This window comes from Citrobacter sp. Cf132, assembly GCF_030333885.1.
Classification (GTDB): domain Bacteria; phylum Pseudomonadota; class Gammaproteobacteria; order Enterobacterales; family Enterobacteriaceae; genus Citrobacter; species Citrobacter freundii.
The window spans coordinates 34,148-52,968 of sequence record NZ_JAOWFA010000041.1; the positions used below are offsets into that span (position 1 = coordinate 34,148).

The 18,821-nt window shown below is 53.8% G+C and carries 18 protein-coding genes and 1 other RNA gene; 8 read left to right on the top strand and 11 right to left on the bottom strand.

Annotated features, from left to right (window positions below; translation table 11 throughout):
• Nucleotides 1–65 precede the first annotated feature (65 nt).
• Genes ubiH through OGV85_RS05880 form a run of 3 tightly spaced genes read right to left on the bottom strand, consistent with a single transcriptional unit; the run spans nucleotide 66 to nucleotide 3,169 of the window.
• Nucleotides 66–1,244, bottom strand: coding sequence for a 2-octaprenyl-6-methoxyphenyl hydroxylase (gene ubiH, locus OGV85_RS05870; protein WP_046670316.1), 1,179 nt, complete (start codon nucleotides 1,242–1,244; stop codon nucleotides 66–68).
• A complete protein-coding gene (gene pepP / locus OGV85_RS05875; RefSeq protein WP_061547618.1) occupies nucleotides 1,241–2,566 on the bottom strand; it encodes a Xaa-Pro aminopeptidase in 1,326 nt (441 codons plus the stop codon). Before pepP ends, ubiH begins: the two co-directional genes overlap by 4 nt.
• Nucleotides 2,567–2,590: 24 nt before the next feature.
• Nucleotides 2,591–3,169 carry a YecA/YgfB family protein gene (locus tag OGV85_RS05880; RefSeq protein ID WP_003026978.1) on the bottom strand — a complete coding sequence of 193 codons (579 nt, stop codon included), beginning with the start codon at nucleotides 3,167–3,169 and terminating at the stop codon, nucleotides 2,591–2,593.
• Nucleotides 3,170–3,336: 167 nt separating this feature from the next.
• Between OGV85_RS05880 and zapA the strand changes: the two genes are divergently transcribed.
• From zapA to OGV85_RS05895, 3 genes are all read left to right on the top strand, one after another.
• A complete protein-coding gene (gene zapA, locus OGV85_RS05885) occupies nucleotides 3,337–3,666 on the top strand; it encodes a cell division protein ZapA (RefSeq protein ID WP_003026980.1) in 330 nt (109 codons plus the stop codon).
• Between the two features lie 41 nt (nucleotides 3,667–3,707).
• A non-coding RNA gene (ssrS, locus tag OGV85_RS05890) (6S RNA) lies at nucleotides 3,708–3,891 on the top strand.
• Between the two features lie 19 nt (nucleotides 3,892–3,910).
• Entirely contained in the window at nucleotides 3,911–4,507 is a 597-nt protein-coding gene (locus OGV85_RS05895; RefSeq protein ID WP_003026982.1) for a 5-formyltetrahydrofolate cyclo-ligase, read from the top strand.
• Between the two features lie 50 nt (nucleotides 4,508–4,557).
• On the opposite strand, the gene serA is transcribed toward OGV85_RS05895, so the two are convergent.
• Both serA and rpiA read right to left on the bottom strand, forming a co-directional pair.
• Nucleotides 4,558–5,790, bottom strand: coding sequence for a phosphoglycerate dehydrogenase (gene serA / locus OGV85_RS05900; protein ID WP_003026984.1), 1,233 nt, complete (start codon nucleotides 5,788–5,790; stop codon nucleotides 4,558–4,560).
• Nucleotides 5,791–6,061: 271 nt separating this feature from the next.
• Nucleotides 6,062–6,721 (bottom strand): ribose-5-phosphate isomerase RpiA, encoded by a 660-nt coding sequence (gene rpiA / locus OGV85_RS05905; RefSeq protein ID WP_003026986.1) that lies wholly within the window; start codon nucleotides 6,719–6,721, stop codon nucleotides 6,062–6,064.
• 170 nt (nucleotides 6,722–6,891) lie between these two features.
• Between rpiA and argP the strand changes: the two genes are divergently transcribed.
• From argP to scpC, 5 genes are all read left to right on the top strand, one after another.
• The gene (gene argP, locus OGV85_RS05910; RefSeq protein WP_003026988.1) at nucleotides 6,892–7,785 is read left to right on the top strand and encodes a DNA-binding transcriptional regulator ArgP; all 894 of its coding nucleotides are present in this window, start codon (nucleotides 6,892–6,894) and stop codon (nucleotides 7,783–7,785) included.
• 232 nt (nucleotides 7,786–8,017) lie between these two features.
• Nucleotides 8,018–10,162 (top strand): methylmalonyl-CoA mutase, encoded by a 2,145-nt coding sequence (gene scpA / locus OGV85_RS05915; RefSeq protein ID WP_003838245.1) that lies wholly within the window; start codon nucleotides 8,018–8,020, stop codon nucleotides 10,160–10,162.
• A complete protein-coding gene (gene meaB / locus OGV85_RS05920) occupies nucleotides 10,155–11,150 on the top strand; it encodes a methylmalonyl Co-A mutase-associated GTPase MeaB (protein ID WP_061547619.1) in 996 nt (331 codons plus the stop codon). The genes scpA and meaB overlap by 8 nt, the downstream gene beginning before the upstream one ends.
• A 10-nt stretch (nucleotides 11,151–11,160) precedes the next feature.
• Nucleotides 11,161–11,946, top strand: a complete 786-nt coding sequence (gene scpB, locus OGV85_RS05925; protein ID WP_003825473.1) for a methylmalonyl-CoA decarboxylase — start codon at nucleotides 11,161–11,163, stop codon at nucleotides 11,944–11,946.
• A 24-nt stretch (nucleotides 11,947–11,970) separates the two neighbouring features.
• On the top strand, nucleotides 11,971–13,437 hold the full coding sequence (gene scpC / locus OGV85_RS05930) for a succinyl-CoA:acetate CoA-transferase ScpC (protein WP_003026996.1): 1,467 nt from the start codon (nucleotides 11,971–11,973) through the stop codon (nucleotides 13,435–13,437).
• Here the strand turns inward: scpC and srsR are convergent.
• The 6 genes from srsR to OGV85_RS05960 all read right to left on the bottom strand — a co-directional run bounded on the left by srsR (nucleotide 13,434) and on the right by OGV85_RS05960 (nucleotide 18,789).
• Nucleotides 13,434–14,330: a LysR family transcriptional regulator SrsR gene (srsR, locus tag OGV85_RS05935; RefSeq protein WP_057063053.1), complete on the bottom strand. Its 897-nt coding sequence runs from the start codon at nucleotides 14,328–14,330 to the stop codon at nucleotides 13,434–13,436. The two genes, scpC and srsR, sit on opposite strands and share 4 nt — an antisense overlap.
• Nucleotides 14,331–14,453: 123 nt before the next feature.
• Nucleotides 14,454–15,200 carry an oxidative stress defense protein gene (locus OGV85_RS05940; protein WP_003027002.1) on the bottom strand — a complete coding sequence of 249 codons (747 nt, stop codon included), beginning with the start codon at nucleotides 15,198–15,200 and terminating at the stop codon, nucleotides 14,454–14,456.
• Between the two features lie 93 nt (nucleotides 15,201–15,293).
• Complete coding sequence (gene argO, locus OGV85_RS05945; RefSeq protein ID WP_003027005.1) at nucleotides 15,294–15,929, bottom strand: arginine exporter ArgO; 636 nt, start codon at nucleotides 15,927–15,929, stop codon at nucleotides 15,294–15,296.
• A gap of 150 nt (nucleotides 15,930–16,079) precedes the next feature.
• On the bottom strand, nucleotides 16,080–16,940 hold the full coding sequence (locus tag OGV85_RS05950) for a small-conductance mechanosensitive channel MscS (RefSeq protein ID WP_003027007.1): 861 nt from the start codon (nucleotides 16,938–16,940) through the stop codon (nucleotides 16,080–16,082).
• Between the two features lie 126 nt (nucleotides 16,941–17,066).
• Nucleotides 17,067–17,999: an HTH-type transcriptional activator AllS gene (gene allS / locus OGV85_RS05955; RefSeq protein WP_061547620.1), complete on the bottom strand. Its 933-nt coding sequence runs from the start codon at nucleotides 17,997–17,999 to the stop codon at nucleotides 17,067–17,069.
• Nucleotides 17,917–18,789 (bottom strand): oxamate carbamoyltransferase subunit AllH family protein, encoded by an 873-nt coding sequence (locus OGV85_RS05960; RefSeq protein WP_071524481.1) that lies wholly within the window; start codon nucleotides 18,787–18,789, stop codon nucleotides 17,917–17,919. Before OGV85_RS05960 ends, allS begins: the two co-directional genes overlap by 83 nt.
• Between the last annotated feature and the right edge of the window lie 32 nt (nucleotides 18,790–18,821).

An 18,821-nucleotide genomic window follows, 5' to 3' on the forward strand; every position in this document is an offset into this window, starting at 1 on the left:
GCGACATTGCCTGATGGCGCTGCGCTTATCAGGCCTACTTCTTTAATTCGGCCTACAGGTTATATTTAGCGCGCAACCCAGCCCAGGGTCCGCTCCGCCAGCGCATCGCGCGCAGGGGTGAATAATTCCATCGCCATCAGCCCGGCATTACGCCCAACAACCAGCGGGGCCCAGTGATTGGCAAACAAATACACTAAATTATTGGTCACACCAATCGTCGTATTACGATCGCTTTCGCGGCGCTGCTGATAGCGTGCCAGCACCGCATAATCACCCACATCTTCCGCGCCGTTTTCCGCCTGCGTCAACGTCTCAGCCAGGCTCATTACGTCACGCAGGCCCAGGTTGAAACCTTGCCCGGCAATGGGATGCAGCGTCTGGGCGGCGTTCCCTACCAGCACGGTACGATGGGTAATCGCCTTCAGCGCTGTAGTTAACGAAAGCGGATAGGCGCTGCGTTTACCGGCCTGGGTAATACGTCCCAGTCGCCAGCCAAAAGCGGTTTGTAGTTCACGGCAAAACTGTTCGTCAGACCAAGCCATAATCTCATCACGCTGCTCCAGCGGATGGCACCACACCAACGAGCAGCGACCGTCAGACATCGGCAGCATTGCCAGCGGACCATATTGCGTGAAGCGTTCAAACGCTCGCCCGTCGTGCGGTACAGAGGTCGTGACGTTGGCAATTACCGCCAGTTGCTCATAAGGCTGTTGCAGCCAGTCAACACCGCAGGCAGTAGCCAGTGCGGAGCGCGTACCGTCGGCGGCCACCAGCAGGCGACCATCAATCACTTCGCCATTTTCCAGCGTAACTTCTACGCGCTCCTGTGTGCGCGACACGCTGGCTACGCGATCGGGGCAGTGCAATGTGACGCCCGGTGCTTTGCGCAGCAGCGCAAACAGACGCAGCCCGACGTCGTGCAGTTCTACCACCTGGCCCAGAGCCGGAATACGGTATTCCTGCGCATCCAGCGTCACAAATCCGGCATGACCGCGATCGCTGACGTGAACCGTTTTAATGGCCGTTGCGCAATCGGCAATCGCCTGCCATACGCCAATTCGCGCCAGCTGTTGGCAGGTTCCTGCCGCCAGAGCGATCGCCCTGGCATCAAACCCGGGATGGCGGTCAGTTTCAGGTTCGCTCGCTTCTATCAGATGAACCGGCAGAGTCCCATGGCTGAGCTGAGAAATGGCCAACGCCAGCGTCGCGCCAACCATACCACCACCAACGATAATCACGCTCATTGCAGTCGCGCCGCAGCCATTAAGGCTTCAATGTCATCCGCTTTCTTCACTACGCTGGCGGTCAGGTTTTCATTGCCGTCCTCGGTGATGAGAATGTCATCCTCAATACGAATGCCGATACCACGATAAGCCGGCGGTACATCGGCGTCTGGCGCGATATACAGTCCCGGCTCGACGGTGAGCACCATTCCCGGCTCAAGAATACGTGAGCGGTCCTGACCATAAACGCCGACGTCGTGCACATCCAGCCCAAGCCAGTGGCTTAGACCATGCATAAAGAATGGGCGATGTGCATTTTCGGTAATCAACTGATCGACATCACCATGCAAAATACCGAGTTTCACCAGACCCGTAATCATGATGCGCACCACTTCGCCAGTGACTTCCTGAATGGACGTTCCGGGACGATACAGACGCAGGCTGGTCTCTAAGGATTCCAGCACGATATCGTAGATTTCACGCTGTGCTGGGGTAAATTTACCATTTACCGGAAAGGTACGCGTAATGTCGCCCGCATAGCCTTTGTATTCACAGCCAGCGTCGATCAGCACCAAATCGCCATCGCGCATTTCACTTTCATTTTCGGTGTAATGCAGGATACAGCCGTTTTCACCGCTGCCGACAATCGTGTTATAGGACGGATAACGCGCACCATGGCGGGTAAATTCGTGGTGAATCTCCCCTTCTAACTGGTATTCAAACATTCCCGGACGGCATTTTTCCATCGCACGGGTATGCGCCAGCGCGGTGATTTCTCCGGCACGACGCATGACCGCAATCTCTTCCGGTGATTTGAACAGGCGCATCTCATGCACCATTGGACGCCAGTCGATAATCGCGGCAGGTGCGTGCAGATTTTGTCTGGAGCCTTTACGCAGTTTATCCAGCGCCGTGTGCACAATCTCGTCGGCCCTGGCATATTCGCCCTGTGCGTGGTACACCGCGTCCAGGCCATTGAGCAACAGGTGCAGCTGTTGGTTGATTTCACTGAAGGCCAGCGCCCGGTCAACGCCAAGTTTTGCCGGGGCAGCATCCTGGCCCAGACGGCGACCAAACCAGATCTCCGCCGTCAGATCGCGAACCCGATTGAACAAAACGCTATGGTTATGAGTGTCATCGCTTTTAATCAGCACCAGCACGGCTTCAGGTTCGTTAAAACCGGTGAAGTACCAGAAATCACTGCTTTGGCGGTACGGGTATTCACTGTCCGCGCTGCGCGTCGCTTCAGGCGCGGCAAAAATCAGCGCGGCGCTGCCGGGCTGCATTTGTGCCAGTAAAGCCTGGCGACGACGCTGGAATTCTTGCTGAGATATCTCGCTCATCACACTCTCCTTTGCGTTTCGTTCTTAGTGCAGAGTCGGTTTACGAACTTCCGGCGCAGTCGGCTGCTGACGCGTAAACGTGTCATGACACAGCAAAGCGGCTACGCGCACGTATTCGATGATCTCTTCGAGCGACATTTCCAGCTCTTCCTGATCTTCGTCTTCGTCATACCCTAACTGCGCGATATTGCGCAGGTCGTCAATCGCTTCCCCGGTTTCGCCGGTTACTTTGTCGAGCTTCGGCTGCGTGACGCCAAGGCCCAGCAAAAAGTGGTTTACCCATCCCGCCAGCGCATCGGCGCGATCGAACACGCTGACGTCATCCCCTTCAGGCAGATAAAGCTGAAAAAGGAAGCCGTCGTCTTCGAGGGCATCGCTGGTAGCAGAGTGCATTTTCAGCAGCGCCTGAGCCAGCTCGTGACCAAAGGCCAGACCTTCGTTCGTCAGGTCGTGCAACAGCGGCTGCCATGAGCTGTCGTTGTTTCCACCGCAAATCATTCCGCTTATCAAGCCGTGCATTTCGGCCGGGGTTAATCCAGCCCCTTGTTGGTTCAAAAACTGGCTAACTTCGTTGTAACCAGGCATTTCGTTCTGTATAGACATAAGCATTCGTCATCAAAGGGAGGAATATTCATGGTATGCTACCACTTTGGACCCTGGTGGACCAGAAAAGGGCTTGTATCTTGATACCAGGGTAGCTATAGTGTCGCCCCTTCGCGGACCCACGGTCTGGAGACGAAGGCAGCGCAGTCAATCAGCAGGAAGGTGGCATGTCTGCACAACCCGTCGATATCCAAATATTTGGCCGTTCACTGCGAGTGAATTGCCCGCCTGAACAAAGGGATGCGTTGAATCAGGCTGCGGACGATCTCAATCAGCGATTGCAAGATCTGAAAGTTCGCACTAGAGTCACAAATACTGAGCAGTTGGTTTTCATCGCCGCGTTGAACATCAGCTATGAATTAACTCAGGAAAAAGCGAAGACGCGTGAGTACGCGGCGAGCATGGAACAACGTATTCGGATGCTACAACAGACCATCGAACAGGCGTTGCTTGATCAGGGTCGCATAACCGAAAAAACGGGCCAAAACTTTGAATAACACTTTTCGGTTTACTGTGGTAGAGTGACCGTGAAGACAAAATTTCTCTGAGATGTTTGCAAGCGGGCCAGTCCCCTGAGCCGATATTTCATACCACAAGAATGTGGCGCTCCACGGTTGGTGAGCATGCTCGGCCCGTCCGAGAAGCCTTAAAACTGTGACGACACATTCACCTTGAACCAAGGGTTCAAGGGTTACAGCCTGCGGCGGCATCTCGGAGATTCCCTTCTACCTGGCAACAGCCATGACATTACTTTCTGAACTCCCTTTATCCCGGCAAGAAATTCGTCAACTGATTCGGCAGCGTCGTCGTGCGCTTACCTCCGAACAGCAACGACAATACGGTCAGCAAGCCGCGACCCGAATGCTCAGCTTTCCCCCTGTTGTACTCGCTCATACGGTGGCAGTATTCCTCTCGTTCGATGGCGAACTCGATACCCAGCCGCTAATAGATCAGCTGTGGCGAGCGGGCAAGCGCGTTTATCTTCCGGTTCTTCATCCCTTCAGCGCCGGTAATTTGCTGTTCCTGCACTATCATCCGCATAGCGACCTGGTAACCAATCGCTTAAAGATCCAGGAACCACGACTTGATGTACGTGACGTATTACCGCTGTCACAGCTGGATGTACTGATTACGCCGTTAGTGGCGTTTGATGAATATGGGCAACGCCTGGGCATGGGCGGCGGATTTTATGACCGCACGCTACAAAACTGGCAGCAGCATAAGATCCAGCCCGTAGGCTACGCGCACGATTGTCAGCGAGTAGAAAAGCTGCCTGTTGAAGAATGGGATATCCCGCTGCCTGCGGTGGTGACGCCGTCCAAAATTTGGGCGTGGTAGGAAAACATGGAACATGCGGGCAGGCCAGCAGCCTGCCCATGTAGAGGAAATCAGTACAGCAGACGAGCACGAATAGTACCCGGGAGGGCTTTCATCGCCAGCAACGCTTTCTCCGCCACATCTTCATCCGCTTCAATATCAATAACCACGTAACCTACCTGTGCGGAAGTCTGCAGATACTGTGCGGCAATGTTGACGCCCTGTTCGGCAAAAATCTGGTTCAGCGCGGTCAGTACGCCCGGACGGTTTTCGTGAATGTGCATCAGACGACGACCGCCGTGTAGCGGCAGCGAAACTTCCGGGAAGTTAACTGCAGACAGCGTAGAGCCGTTATCGGAATACTTGGTCAGTTTCCCAGCCACTTCCAGACCGATGTTTTCCTGCGCTTCCAGTGTTGAACCACCAATGTGCGGCGTCAGGATCACGTTGTCGAAATCACACAGCGGCGAAGTGAAAGGATCGCTGTTGGTTGCCGGCTCGGTTGGGAATACGTCGATTGCCGCCCCTGCCAGGTGCTTGGTCGCTAACGCGTCGCACAGCGCAGGAATATCAACAACCGTACCACGTGCGGCGTTAATCAGCAGCGCGCCTGGTTTCATCAACGCAATCTCACGCGCGCCCATCAGATTTTTGGTGGAGGCATTTTCCGGTACGTGCAAACTGACCACGTCGCTCATATTGAGCAGGTCGGAAAGATGCTGCACCTGCGTGGCGTTGCCGAGTGGGAGTTTATTTTCAATATCATAGAAATAGACATGCATCCCCAGCGATTCCGCCAGAATGCCTAGCTGAGTACCAATGTGGCCGTAACCGATGATCCCCAGTTTTTTGCCACGCGCTTCAAAGGAGCCGGTAGCCAGTTTGTTCCACACGCCGCGGTGTGCTTTGGCGTTCGCTTCGGGTACACCGCGTAGCAGGAGAAGCAGTTCGCCAATCACCAGTTCCGCAACGGAACGCGTGTTAGAGAATGGCGCGTTAAACACGGGGATCCCGCGCTTTGCCGCAGCAGTCAGATCAACCTGGTTGGTGCCGATACAGAAGCAGCCAATCGCGACCAGTTTCTCTGCGGCGTCAATCACATCTTCAGTCAGATGGGTACGGGATCGCAGGCCAATGAAGTGGGCATCACGGATGGACTCTTTCAGTTGTTCAGTGTCCAGAGCGCCTTTGTGAAACTCGATGTTGGTATAACCTGCTGCACGAAGGCTTTCGAGTGCTTTTTGATGCACGCCTTCTACCAGCAGAAATTTAATCTTATCTTTCTCCAGTGATACCTTTGCCATTTCCCCGACCCTGTCTTTTTTTGTTCAAACTGATGTGTTGTGTGTGGGATTTTCATCCGCCTCTTCAACATATCAAAAAATAATATTGCGGCAATATGAACGTTTGCGTCGCCGTACTGAAGAAATGTCATTCAGAGAGAAATGTCAGAGGAAAATACTGGCGATAACTTTTTCTTTGGAGAGATCGGCAGGACAATATTATAAACGTGACACAAGTCACCAAATTTGCCCTGCCAAAATTTTTTTAACGGGAGAAGACACTCCCATCAGATCATTTTACGATAGTTTTCACGCCGTCTGGGGTACCGATCAGCGCGACATCCGCACCACGGTTGGCAAACAGACCGACGGTTACCACGCCCGGAATCGCATTGATGGCGTTTTCCATGGCCACGGCGTCAAGGATCTCCAGACCATGTACATCAAGGATCACGTTGCCGTTGTCCGTCACTACGCCCTGACGGTATTCAGGACGACCGCCCAGCTTCACCAACTGGCGAGCCACAGCGCTGCGCGCCATTGGGATCACTTCAACCGGCAGCGGGAAGTTGCCGAGAATGTCGACTTCTTTGGACGCATCCGCGATGCAGATAAATTTCTTCGCCACGGAAGCAATGATTTTTTCACGAGTCAACGCTGCACCGCCGCCCTTGATCATCTGCATGTGGCCGTTGATTTCATCCGCGCCGTCCACGTATACGCCGAGACTATCAACTTCGTTAAGATCGAACACGTGGATGCCAAGGCTTTTGAGTTTTTCGGTTGAAGCGTCCGAACTGGATACCGCACCTTCAATCTGACCTTTCATTGTGCCCAGCGCGTCAATAAAGTGTGCGGCTGTTGAACCTGTACCTACGCCCACAATGGTACCGGGCTGTACATACTGAAGTGCCGCCCATCCTACTGCTTTTTTCAGTTCATCCTGCGTCATGATCGTTTCGCCTGTGGTGTGAATATGGTGGGAAAATTCACGCGCATTATAGAACATTGTGCAGAAAAATGTCCCCACACCCGCTCGCAAGCGGCGGATTTCGTCTTTACCCAACCTAAATTTGTGTCATAGTGCAGAACAAGCAAAATTTTCAGGAGTGCGTCAAAGCAATGAAACGTCCGGACTACAGAACACTACAAGCACTGGATGCGGTTATTCGTGAACGAGGATTTGAGCGCGCGGCGCAAAAGCTGTGCATCACGCAATCCGCGGTTTCACAGCGCATAAAACAGCTTGAGAATATGTTCGGACAACCGCTGCTGGTGCGTACCGTACCACCACGCCCAACCGAACAGGGGCAGAAACTACTGGCGCTTTTGCGTCAGGTTGAACTGCTGGAAGACGAGTGGCTGGGTGATGAACAAACCGGATCGACACCGCTGCTGCTCTCACTGGCAGTGAACGCCGACAGTCTGGCGACCTGGTTGCTTCCGGCGTTAGCCCCGGTACTGGCCAATTCACCGATTCGGCTGAACCTGCAGGTTGAGGATGAAACGCGCACCCAGGAACGTCTGCGTCGTGGTGAAGTGGTCGGTGCGGTGAGTATCCAACATCAGGCGCTGCCAAGCTGTCTGGTGGATAAACTTGGCGCGCTGGACTACCTGTTCGTTGGCTCCAAACCTTTCGCCGAGCGTTATTTCCCTAACGGCGTCACCCGCTCCGCCCTGCTGAAAGCCCCGGCGGTAGCGTTTGACCATCTTGATGATATGCATCAGGCGTTCCTGCAACAAAACTTCGACCTGCCGCCGGGCAGCGTGCCGTGCCACATCGTTAACTCGTCTGAAGCCTTCGTCCAGTTGGCGCGTCAGGGCACCACCTGCTGCATGATCCCGCACTTACAGATTGAGAAAGAGCTGGAAAGCGGCGAGCTGATCGACTTAACGCCAGGTCTGTTCCAGCGTCGGATGCTGTACTGGCACCGTTTTGCACCGGAAAGCCGCATGATGCGCAACGTTACCGATGCGCTGCTGGAATACGGGCACAAGGTGTTGCGCCAGGATTAAACCGTTTATTGCTCCAGAGTGCCGGATGGCGGCGTAACGCCTTATCCGGCCGACAAGCCTTTACCCTCTATTCATGCTATTCCCGCCACGTCTTTGAAATAAATCACAAAATCAAACACGCCATGCGGCAAAAAACGACGCCCTGTTGGCTATTTTTTGCTGGCGACAAGCCAAATGAAAAAGCTCACCGTATCCGCAAAGATTCAACTTATTGCGTAATACGGAGCAAAAAATGGCAAATGTGCAGGAGTGGCAAACACTCGCTAATAAAGAACTCAGTCGACGGGAAAAAACCGTCGAATCGCTGGAAAGACAGACGGCGGAAGGAATTGCCATCAAGCCGCTATACACTGAAGCGGACCTCGATAATCTGGAAGTCACGGGCACTCTTCCCGGCCTACCGCCTTACGTGCGTGGCCCGCGCGCCACCATGTATACCGCGCAGCCGTGGACCATTCGCCAGTACGCTGGTTTCTCTACCGCCAAAGAGTCCAACGCCTTTTACCGCCGCAACCTCGCCGCCGGGCAAAAAGGACTTTCCGTCGCCTTTGACCTTGCCACCCATCGCGGCTATGACTCTGACAACCCGCGCGTGGCAGGTGACGTCGGCAAAGCGGGCGTGGCGATCGATACTGTCGAAGATATGAAGGTGCTGTTCGACCAGATTCCGCTGGATAAGATGTCGGTATCAATGACCATGAACGGCGCGGTGCTGCCGGTACTGGCGTTTTATATCGTGGCTGCAGAAGAACAAGGCGTAACGCCGGAGCAACTCACCGGGACCATTCAGAACGATATTCTGAAAGAGTACCTGTGCCGCAATACCTACATTTACCCGCCAAAACCTTCAATGCGCATCATCGCCGACATCATCGCCTGGTGTTCCGCCAATATGCCGCGCTATAACACCATCAGTATCAGCGGTTATCACATGGGGGAAGCCGGGGCGAACTGCGTCCAGCAGGTGGCGTTTACGCTGGCTGACGGCATTGAGTACATCAAAGCCGCGCTGTCTGCCGGGCTGAAAATTGATGACTTCGCGCCGCGCCTGTCATTCTTCTTCGGCATCGGCATGGATCTGTTTATGAACGTCGCCATGCTGCGTGCGGCTCGCTATTTGTGGAGTGAAGCAGTCAGCGGTTTTGGCGCAAACAACCCGAAATCTCTCGCTCTGCGTACCCACTGCCAGACCTCCGGCTGGAGTCTGACCGAGCAGGATCCTTACAACAACGTGATCCGCACGACCATTGAAGCGCTCGGCGCTACGCTTGGCGGCACCCAGTCTCTGCATACCAACGCCTTTGATGAGGCGCTCGGGCTACCCACCGATTTCTCCGCCCGCATCGCGCGTAATACACAGATCATCATTCAGGAAGAATCAGAGATCTGCCGCACCGTCGATCCGCTGGCCGGATCGTATTACGTCGAGTCGCTCACCGATCAAATCGTGAAGCAAGCGCGCACGATCATCAAACAAATTGATGAGGCAGGCGGCATGGCGAAAGCGATCGAAGCCGGGCTCCCTAAACGGATGATCGAAGAAGCTTCCGCGCGCGAGCAGTCGCTGATCGACCAGGGTAAACGCGTTATCGTCGGCGTGAATAAGTACAAGCTGGATAAAGAAGACGAAACGTCGGTACTGGAAATCGACAACGTGAAGGTACGCAACGAGCAAATTGCCTCGTTGCAGCATATCCGCGCAACTCGCGACACAGATGCCGTCAATGCCGCACTCGCGGCGCTGACCCACGCCGCGCAGCATAATGAAAATCTGCTGGCCGCCGCCGTTAACGCCGCCCGCGTTCGCGCCACGCTCGGTGAGATCTCCGACGCACTGGAAACCGCTTTTGACCGCTATCTGGTTCCCAGCCAGTGCGTCACCGGCGTGATTGCGCAAAGCTATCACCAGTCCGACAAATCCGCCGATGAGTTCGACGCCATCGTTGCGCAAACCGAACAGTTCCTCGCGGAAAATGGTCGCCGACCGAGGATCCTGATCGCCAAGATGGGCCAGGATGGTCACGATCGCGGCGCGAAAGTGATCGCCAGCGCCTACTCCGATCTCGGCTTCGATGTCGATCTCAGTCCGATGTTCTCCACACCAGAAGAGATCGCCCGTCTGGCGGTAGAAAACGATGTGCATGTAATAGGCGCATCGTCACTGGCGGCGGGTCATAAAACGCTGATCCCGGAACTGGTTACCGCGCTCAAAAAATGGGGGCGTGAAGATATCTGCGTGGTAGCAGGAGGCGTTATTCCGCCACAGGATTACGCCTTCCTGCACGAGCATGGCGTGGCAGCCATTTATGGCCCCGGCACGCCAATGCTCGACAGCGTCCGCGATGTGTTAACCCGTATCAGTCAGCATCATGATTAACGCCGCCACGCTTGAGGATACCGTCCGTCGCTTGCGACTTGGCGAACGGGCAACGCTCGCCCAGGCGATGACGCTGGTCGAAAGCAGCCACCCGCGCCACCAGCCGCTGAGTACGCAGTTGCTGGACGCAATTATACCGTTCACCGGTAACGCCCTGCGTTTGGGGATAACCGGTACGCCGGGCGCGGGCAAAAGCACCTTTCTGGAAGCATTCGGCATGCTGTTAATCCGTCACGGATTACGGGTGGCGGTGATCGCCGTCGATCCCAGCAGCCCGGTCAGCGGCGGCAGCATTCTTGGCGATAAAACCCGCATGACGGAGCTGTCTCGCGCCGAATCTGCGTTTATTCGCCCGGTCCCTTCCAGCGGTCATTTAGGCGGAGCCAGCCAGCGCGCCCGCGAATTAATGCTGTTGTGCGAAGCGGCTGGCTTTGACGTGGTTATTGTAGAAACCGTCGGCGTTGGGCAGTCAGAAACCGAAGTCGCAGGCATGGTGGATTGCTTTATCTCACTACAAATCGCCGGCGGTGGCGACGATTTGCAAGGCATCAAAAAAGGCCTGATGGAAATGGCGGATCTGGTCGTCATCAATAAGGACGACGGCGAGAACCATGCCAGCGTGGCCATCGCCCGCCATATGTACGAATCCGCCCTGCATATTCTGCGCCGTAAATATGACGAGTGGCAGCCGCTGGTTCTGACCTGTAGCGCCATGGAGAAACGCGGTATTGAGGAGGTCTGGCAGGCGATAACCGACTTTAAAACGTGCCTTAGCGCCAGCGGTCGACTGGAAAAAGTCCGCCAGCAGCAGGCGGTGGACTGGTTACACCAGCAGGCTGAAGAAGAAGCCCTACATCTGCTGTTTGCGCGGACTGATTTCGACCGCTATTTCCAGCAGACGCTACAGGCCGTCAAAAATAACGATCTGTCGCCGCGCACCGGTCTGCGGCACATCAGCGAATTTATCCAGCATCATTACTTTCAATAAAGAGAACATTATGTCTTATCAATACGTCAACGTGGTCATCATCCAGAAAGTCGCGGTTATTGAGTTCAATTACGCCCGCAAGCTCAATGCCCTGAGTAAAGTGTTTATTGACGATCTGATGCAGGCGCTGAGCGATCTCAATCGTGCGGACATTCGCTGCATCATTCTACGCGCTCCGAGTGGAGCCAAAGTTTTCTCTGCCGGGCATGATATTCATGAACTCCCGACCGGACGTCGCGATCCGCTCTCCTATGACGATCCGCTGCGTCAGATAACCCGCATGATCCAAAAATATCCAAAACCGGTGATCTCTATGGTTGAAGGCAGCGTCTGGGGCGGCGCATTTGAGATGATCATGAGTTCCGATCTGATCATCGCCGCTGAAACATCCACCTTCTCGATGACCCCGGTCAACCTCGGCGTGCCGTATAACCTGGTCGGCATCCACAACCTGACCCGCGATGCTGGGTTCCATATCGTGAAAGAGCTGATCTTTACCGCCTCGCCGATTACCGCTCAGCGTGCGATGGCCGTCGGGATCCTTAACCATGTGGTGCCAGTCGAGGAACTGGAAGATTTCACTCTGCAAATGGCGCACCACATCTCGGAGAAAGCGCCGCTGGCGATCGCCGTCATTAAAGAAGAGCTGCGCGTACTGGGTGAAGCACACACCATGAACTCAGACGAATTCGAGCGCATTCAGGGCATGCGCCGCGCGGTGTACGACAGCGAGGATTATCAGGAAGGGATGAACGCGTTTATGGAAAAACGTAAACCTAATTTTGTCGGCCATTAATCACGTCTGAGGAAGGAGACGGCCATGAAACGGATGAGCGCCGAACAGGCGGCAGAAATTATCCAGCACGATGATATGGTGGCGTTTAGCGGCTTTACCCCCGCGGGTTCGCCAAAAGCGTTACCCACCGCAATTGCCCAACGCGCCTGCGAACAGCATCAGAACGGACAGCCTTTTCAGATCCGCCTGCTGACCGGAGCATCAATTGGCGCCGCCGCTGATGATGTACTATCCGCGGCGGATGCCGTTTCCTGGCGTGCGCCTTATCAAACGTCATCGGGCCTGCGCGACAAAATTAATCAGGGCCAGGTGAGGTTTGTCGATCTCCATTTGAGCGAAGTGGCGCAAATGGTTAATTACGGCTTTTTTGGCGAGATCGATGTTGCCGTCATTGAAGCCTCAGCCATCGCGCCGGATGGCCGGATTTGGCTGTCCAGCGGTATCGGTAATGCCCCCACCTGGCTGCTGCGGGCGAAAAAAGTGATCATTGAATTGAATCATTACCATAATCCGCGTGTGGCGGAGTTTGCCGACATCGTGATACCCGGTGCGCCGCCGCGGCGTAACAGCGTACCCATTTTTCATACCATGGATCGCGTAGGCAGTCAGTGCGTACAGATAGACCCCAAAAAAGTGGTTGCGGTGGTGGATACCGAACTGCCCGATGCAGGAAATGCATCGGATAAAACCAATCCGGTCAGCCAACAAATTGCCGATAACGTAGTCTCTTTTCTGCTGGCAGAAATGGCGCACAAACGCATTCCAGCTGAGTTTCTGCCCTTACAAAGCGGGGTGGGCAATATCAACAACGCGGTAATGGCTCGACTGGGCGAGAACCCGGATATCCCGCCCTTTATGATGTATTCGGAGGTGTTGCAGGAGTCGGTTGTGCATCTGCTGGAAACGGGCAAGATTAGCGGTGCCAGCGCCTCCAGCCTGACCATTTCAGCCCCGTCGCTACAGAAGATTTACGACAACATGGACTTCTTCGCCAGCCGGATTGTGTTGCGCCCGCAGGAGATCTCCAATAATCCGGAAATCATTCGTCGGCTGGGAGTCATTGCGCTCAACGTCGGTCTGGAGTTTGATATCTACGGTCATGCCAATTCCACGCACGTTGCGGGGGTGAACCTGATGAACGGCATCGGCGGCAGCGGAGATTTCGAGCGCAACGCCTACCTGTCTATCTTTATGGCGCCGTCGATTGCCAAAGGCGGGAAAATCTCAACCATCGTACCGATGTGCAGCCATGTCGACCACAGCGAACATAGCGTTAAAGTGATCGTGACCGAACAAGGGATTGCCGATCTGCGTGGGTTATCTCCGATGCAGCGGGCGCACACAATTATCAATAACTGTGCGCATCCGCTTTACAGAGATTACTTGCACCGCTATCTGGAGAAAGCGCCCGGCGGGCATATCCATCACGATCTCAGCCATGCGTTCGATCTGCATCGCAACCTTCTCGAAACAGGCTCGATGCTAGGTTAACTTGCACTACCGTCACGATCTTCAGCAATATGCTGGAGCATGGTGGCGGTATAGCGATGATTTTTCAGCGAATAGAGAAACTCCTGCATATACATGGGACTGCCGGGCGCGTCGAAATATTTCAGCGTCGACGGGTTCACCAGCCGCCAGGCGAAGTGAGGGATCACCGTCAAAAACTGCCCGCGCTCCACCGCGCTAATCTTGGCCATAAAGCTGTACGGACGATAGATAATCGTCGGGTTGATCCCGCAGGGTCGCATGTATGCATCAAGCATCGCCTCAAAGTTGGCGCGATTCTGGAAGCGCATTTGCAGCCAGGGCAGCTCGCGCAGCAGATCCTGCGGCTGTTTTTCTTCATAGCGCCGGGAAACGAGAAACCCCAAACGCAGCGGAGGCAGTTCGCTGATCGCCAGATTTTCCAGCTCCTGCACGCGGGGGGAAACGTGCTGCGGCGAGATAATAAAATCCAGTTTGCGATCGAACAGGTTATCAATCACCCCATTCTCGCTGAATTCAACGGCCTGAGCCATCACACCGTCATACTTGTCACCAAGGCTAATCAACTGGTCAAAAATAATCGTTGGGTAGGTATTGTCGATGCCGATAACAATTTCCCGCGAGCGGCGAGAGGCGTTATGGATTTCGTTATCAATGGCAGAGAGGCGCTGATAAACGGGAAACAGCTTCTGATACAGCTCTTGTCCTGCTTTATTCAGGCTGATGTTGTTATCTTTGCGGGTAAACAGCGTATAGCCGATTTGATCTTCCAGTGCAGCAATGCTTTTACCGAAGGGCGATGCGGTCATATGTATTTTTTCTGCCGCTCTGGCGATGTTATTGGTTTGCGCCAGCAGAATGAAATTACGCATCTTTTTCGAGATAAAAATATCCATAGCGTCCCCTTAAAAATCGCTATGGCCTATCCTCATTACGGCGAAAAAAAAGACCGGATGTGAAGTCTCATTTTTACAGTTGCTCACAGAAAAAACCCGGCTGGAAAGCCGGGTCTGCAACAATTACTGAGTTTTGGCTGGCGTTGCAGCTGGTTGCCCCGCCGTCGGCTCAATCTGGAAGACGACATCAACCTGATCGTCAAACTGAATAACCGGTTGTTCGTAGGTTTCCTGAGCAGAAGCAGCAGGTGCGGCATCTGCTTTCATCATCCGAACCATCGGGCTAGGCTGATAATTGGAAACGTGGTAGCGCACGCTGTACACCGGGCCAAGTTTGCTATTGAAGCCCGCAGCCAGCTGTTCAGCCTGATGAATGGCATCATCAATTGCCGCTTTACGCGCTTTATCTTTGTAAGCATCCGGTTGGGCAACACCAAGCGATACCGAACGGATCTCATTCAGACCAGCCTTCAGCGCGCCATCGAGCAGAGCGTTAAGTTTGTCCAGCTGGCGCAGCGTGACTTCAACGGTGCGCACCGCACGATACCCTTTGAGGATACTTTTACCGTTCTGGTAGTCGTAATCCGGCTGGGTACGCAGGTTTGCAGCGCTAATGTCTTTCTTCGCTATCTGGTTCTGTTCAAGGAAGGACAGATATTGCGCCACGCGCTCATCGGCCTGCTTCTTCGCTGAAGCCGCATCCTTGGCAGCAACGTTCACTTCAATTGCCAGCGTAGCGATGTCTGGTGTCGCATCCACGCTTGCTGTTCCGGAAGTCACGATGTGCGGTCCATTTGGCAACTCATTTGCCTGTACCGATAGTGCGCTGAATCCGACTAATGCCGCCAGGGCCATTATTTTGAACTTCACGGTCGTTCCTCCATGTTTCAATAATTACCCCGAAACTCAGGGCACATGCAGGCAAGCTTAGACGATCTCGCTGCGTTGTCCATCAGACAACACTTAGTTGAACAACGCATGAACGTGCGCAACACCTTCTTTTGCCAGTTGAAAAGCAATAAACCACATCACTAATCCTACCAGCGTATTGATGATGCGCTGCGCTTTAGCAGTGCGCAGACGCGGAGCCAGCCAGGCCGCCAACAATGCCAGACCGAAGAACCACAGGAACGAAGCGCTGACGGTTCCCAGCGCAAACCAGCGCTTCGGCTCAACGTCCAGTTGCCCCCCCAGACTCCCCAGCACCACAAAGGTATCCAGGTAAACATGGGGATTGAGCCATGTCACCGCCAGCATGGTGGCGATGATTTTCCAGCGCCCCTGCTTCATCACCTCGGCACTGGCCAGTTCCAGATTACTGCTCATCGCCGTTTTTAACGCCCCGAAACCGTACCAGAGTAAAAAAGCCACCCCACCCCAGGTGACCAGCGCCATCAGCCATGGTGACTGCATCAACAAGGCGCTACCGCCAAAGATCCCCGCACAAATCAGCACTAAATCGCTGATAGCACAGAGTAAAGCAATCATGATGTGATACTGGCGGCGAATGCCCTGGTTCATCACGAAGGCGTTTTGCGGACCAAGCGGAAGAATCATGGCCGCACCAAGTGCAAGCCCTTGAAAGTAATACGATAACACGTTAATCATCCCGAACTGTTTCTCTTAGGAGCAGACTATAGCGCGGGGAAAACATTAGCGGAAATGGATAATTTTAATCGCAGATTAGGGAAATTAATGGAAAGAAAGTTTTTATCGGCCCGGAAAGCAAAAGCGCCTCCGGGCGCGTAATTACTCTGCCGCGCGCTCTTTCACACGCTTGAAGTTCACATCCATCTGCGGATACGGGAAGCTGATGCCGTTGGCATCGAACTCGCGCTTAATACGCTCCAGTACGTCCCAGTAGACGCTTTGCAGGTCGCTGCTGTTGCTCCAGACGCGTACCACAAAATTAATTGAGGAAGCCCCCAGCTCATTCAGGCGTACCGTCATTTCACGGTCTTTAAGAATGCGATCTTCCGACTGAATGATATCAGTGAGGATTTTTTTCACCTGATCGATATCGGAGTCGTAAGCCACGCCGATAATAAATTCGTTACGACGAACCGGCTCACGAGAGAAGTTAATGATGTTCCCGGCAATAATTTTACCGTTCGGGATCACTACAATCTTACCGTCAACGGTACGCATGGTGGTGGAGAAAATCTGCACGTTGAGCACGGTTCCCGCTACGCCGCCGAGATCGACATACTCACCCGCACGGAACGGACGGAACATTACCAGCAGGACACCTGCGGCGAGGTTGGACAGCGAACCTTGCAGCGCCAGACCGACGGCTAAACCTGCGGCACCGAGAACGGCGATCACGGAGGCTGTTTGCACCCCAACGCGGCCCAGAGCGGCAATCAGCGTGAAAGCGATAATACCGTAACGCACCAGTGCAGAGAGGAAGTCGGCAACAGTGGCATCAATTTTACGCGCCAGCATCAGGCGGTTAACGGTATTTGATACAATGCGCGCCACGATCATACCGATAATGACAATCGCGATGGCCGCAACGATGTTGACGGCATAGCTCAACAGCAGTTCCTGGTTGCGCACCAGCCAGGTGCCCGCACCGTTTATGCTGTCGACAACATTCAAATCTTCCATTTAGTATTCCTTGGTCATGTCAAAAAAATTCATGAGATCATTCTCACAAAAACACTGTACTAAAGGTAAACAAAAAAGACCGAACATGCCATTTTTCAACATGATCCAATAAAAGCATTCGTAAATTCAATGCTCGGTTGGTTGATCAATCATCCGCAAGAACCCGCTGACCAGTGAATCTTTCTGCTTAAAGATTTCGGCAATTTCACTGACCACCTTTCCGCTACCTGCATTCTTCCAAGCGATAGAGAGCGGTGACGGTTGGCGTGGATTGATGACCTCACGGGCAATCAATGCTCCAGACTCAACATAAGGACGACACATCCTCTCCGGTAAAAAACCGACGCCAAGGCCGCTTAAATGACAGGCCAGCTTGGTGCCAAGATCTGGGACTTTTATCTCCTTTTGTCCACTAAGCAACCAGGCGACCCGACGCGTGAGGGTACGAGAGGTATCTTCAATATTAATCGCTGGGTATCGACGTAGCATATCATCTGACAGTACAGACGCGGGGTGGAGAGCCAAAGGATGATTCTGCGCCACCACAAACTGCCAGCTGATATCACCGAGCGGCAACAGAGAAATATTATTGGATAGCGACTCCGAACCGGTAACGCCAATCGCTAACTGGAAATCGTCATACAACAGTGAATCCCAGACGCCCATATACACCTGCCGGGAAATCTGGAATCGGGTAAAGGGGAATTGTTGATGCAGCCAGGTCAGCAAATCCGCTGTGGTTTGCGGCTGATATAGCAAATTATTGATTACAATATTCACCTGCCTTTCAACGCCCGCATTGATTTGCTGAAGTTCATCCGGCATCGCATCCAGCCAGTTGAGCCACTGTCGACAATGCTCAAGCAAATGCTGTCCGGCCAACGTCAGGCTGACAGTGCGCGTGGTGCGCATGAAGAGCTGAGTCCCCACCTGCTCCTCAAGCGTTTTGATACGATAGCTGATCGCCGCTGGCGTTTTATGGAGTGAGCTGGCTGCGCGGGAAAAACTCTCCGTCTCTGCAACCCAAATAAAAGTGCGTATTGTTTCCTGATCGAGCATGCATTCTCCTTGGATCGTTCCTCTGTAACCACTGTTGAGCTATTGCTATCCCTAGCAATATATCTGCTCCCGAGGTATGACCAACAGCAAGCAGATGCGCAATTGCAAAATAAGACTCACGCCCCGGTTGTAAACCGCGTATGACCTTCTGCACTGATGTAGAAAACTCTCCCACTCTGGCGCTGTTCAAATAGCTGCAACTTACTGATGTAGTGAGTTTTGCCAGCTGAGCCCCCGGAGGTAAAAAATACTGAAGTTGCTCAGAAAACCCTGCGGCATACAGTACGGCCAGCATGCCAGTCAGCATGTCATCACCGCTAGGCGTCAGCCCAGGTCCACATCCGATCAGCCAGCTCCAGTCGGGGGTCATGCCGCAATACCAACAATCAAGCTGCTTAATAATCTCAGAATAGTGCGACATCGTGTGAAGCGGTTGATTTAGCGCTCCACAGAGGCCACTGTGTTGCGTACAAAAAGAGAGGTCGACAGGGGCAATGGCGATGGAGTTCATTGGCAATTGCAGTATGCGACGCGGGCAAATTGTGATGTTTCTCCCTCGCAGGATATTTCCTTGTTTGCTTAGCCATTCAATCTGAGCCACGTGGGGAAACTGCGCGGTACTCAGCAATACGGCTGTCGGCCCCATCCCTTTTCCGTGGCGAAGCAACGTCAATAACTCCCCCTCAGGACGCCAAAAGTTAATCGCCTGCGAAAAACGGCTATGCCGTCTCCATTCGCCATCGGGAAGCCGATAAAACCCGGCGCAGGCTAGAGCATAAATTGTCTTCATTTGTAATACTCAGGGGCGGTTTTGCCGCCCCT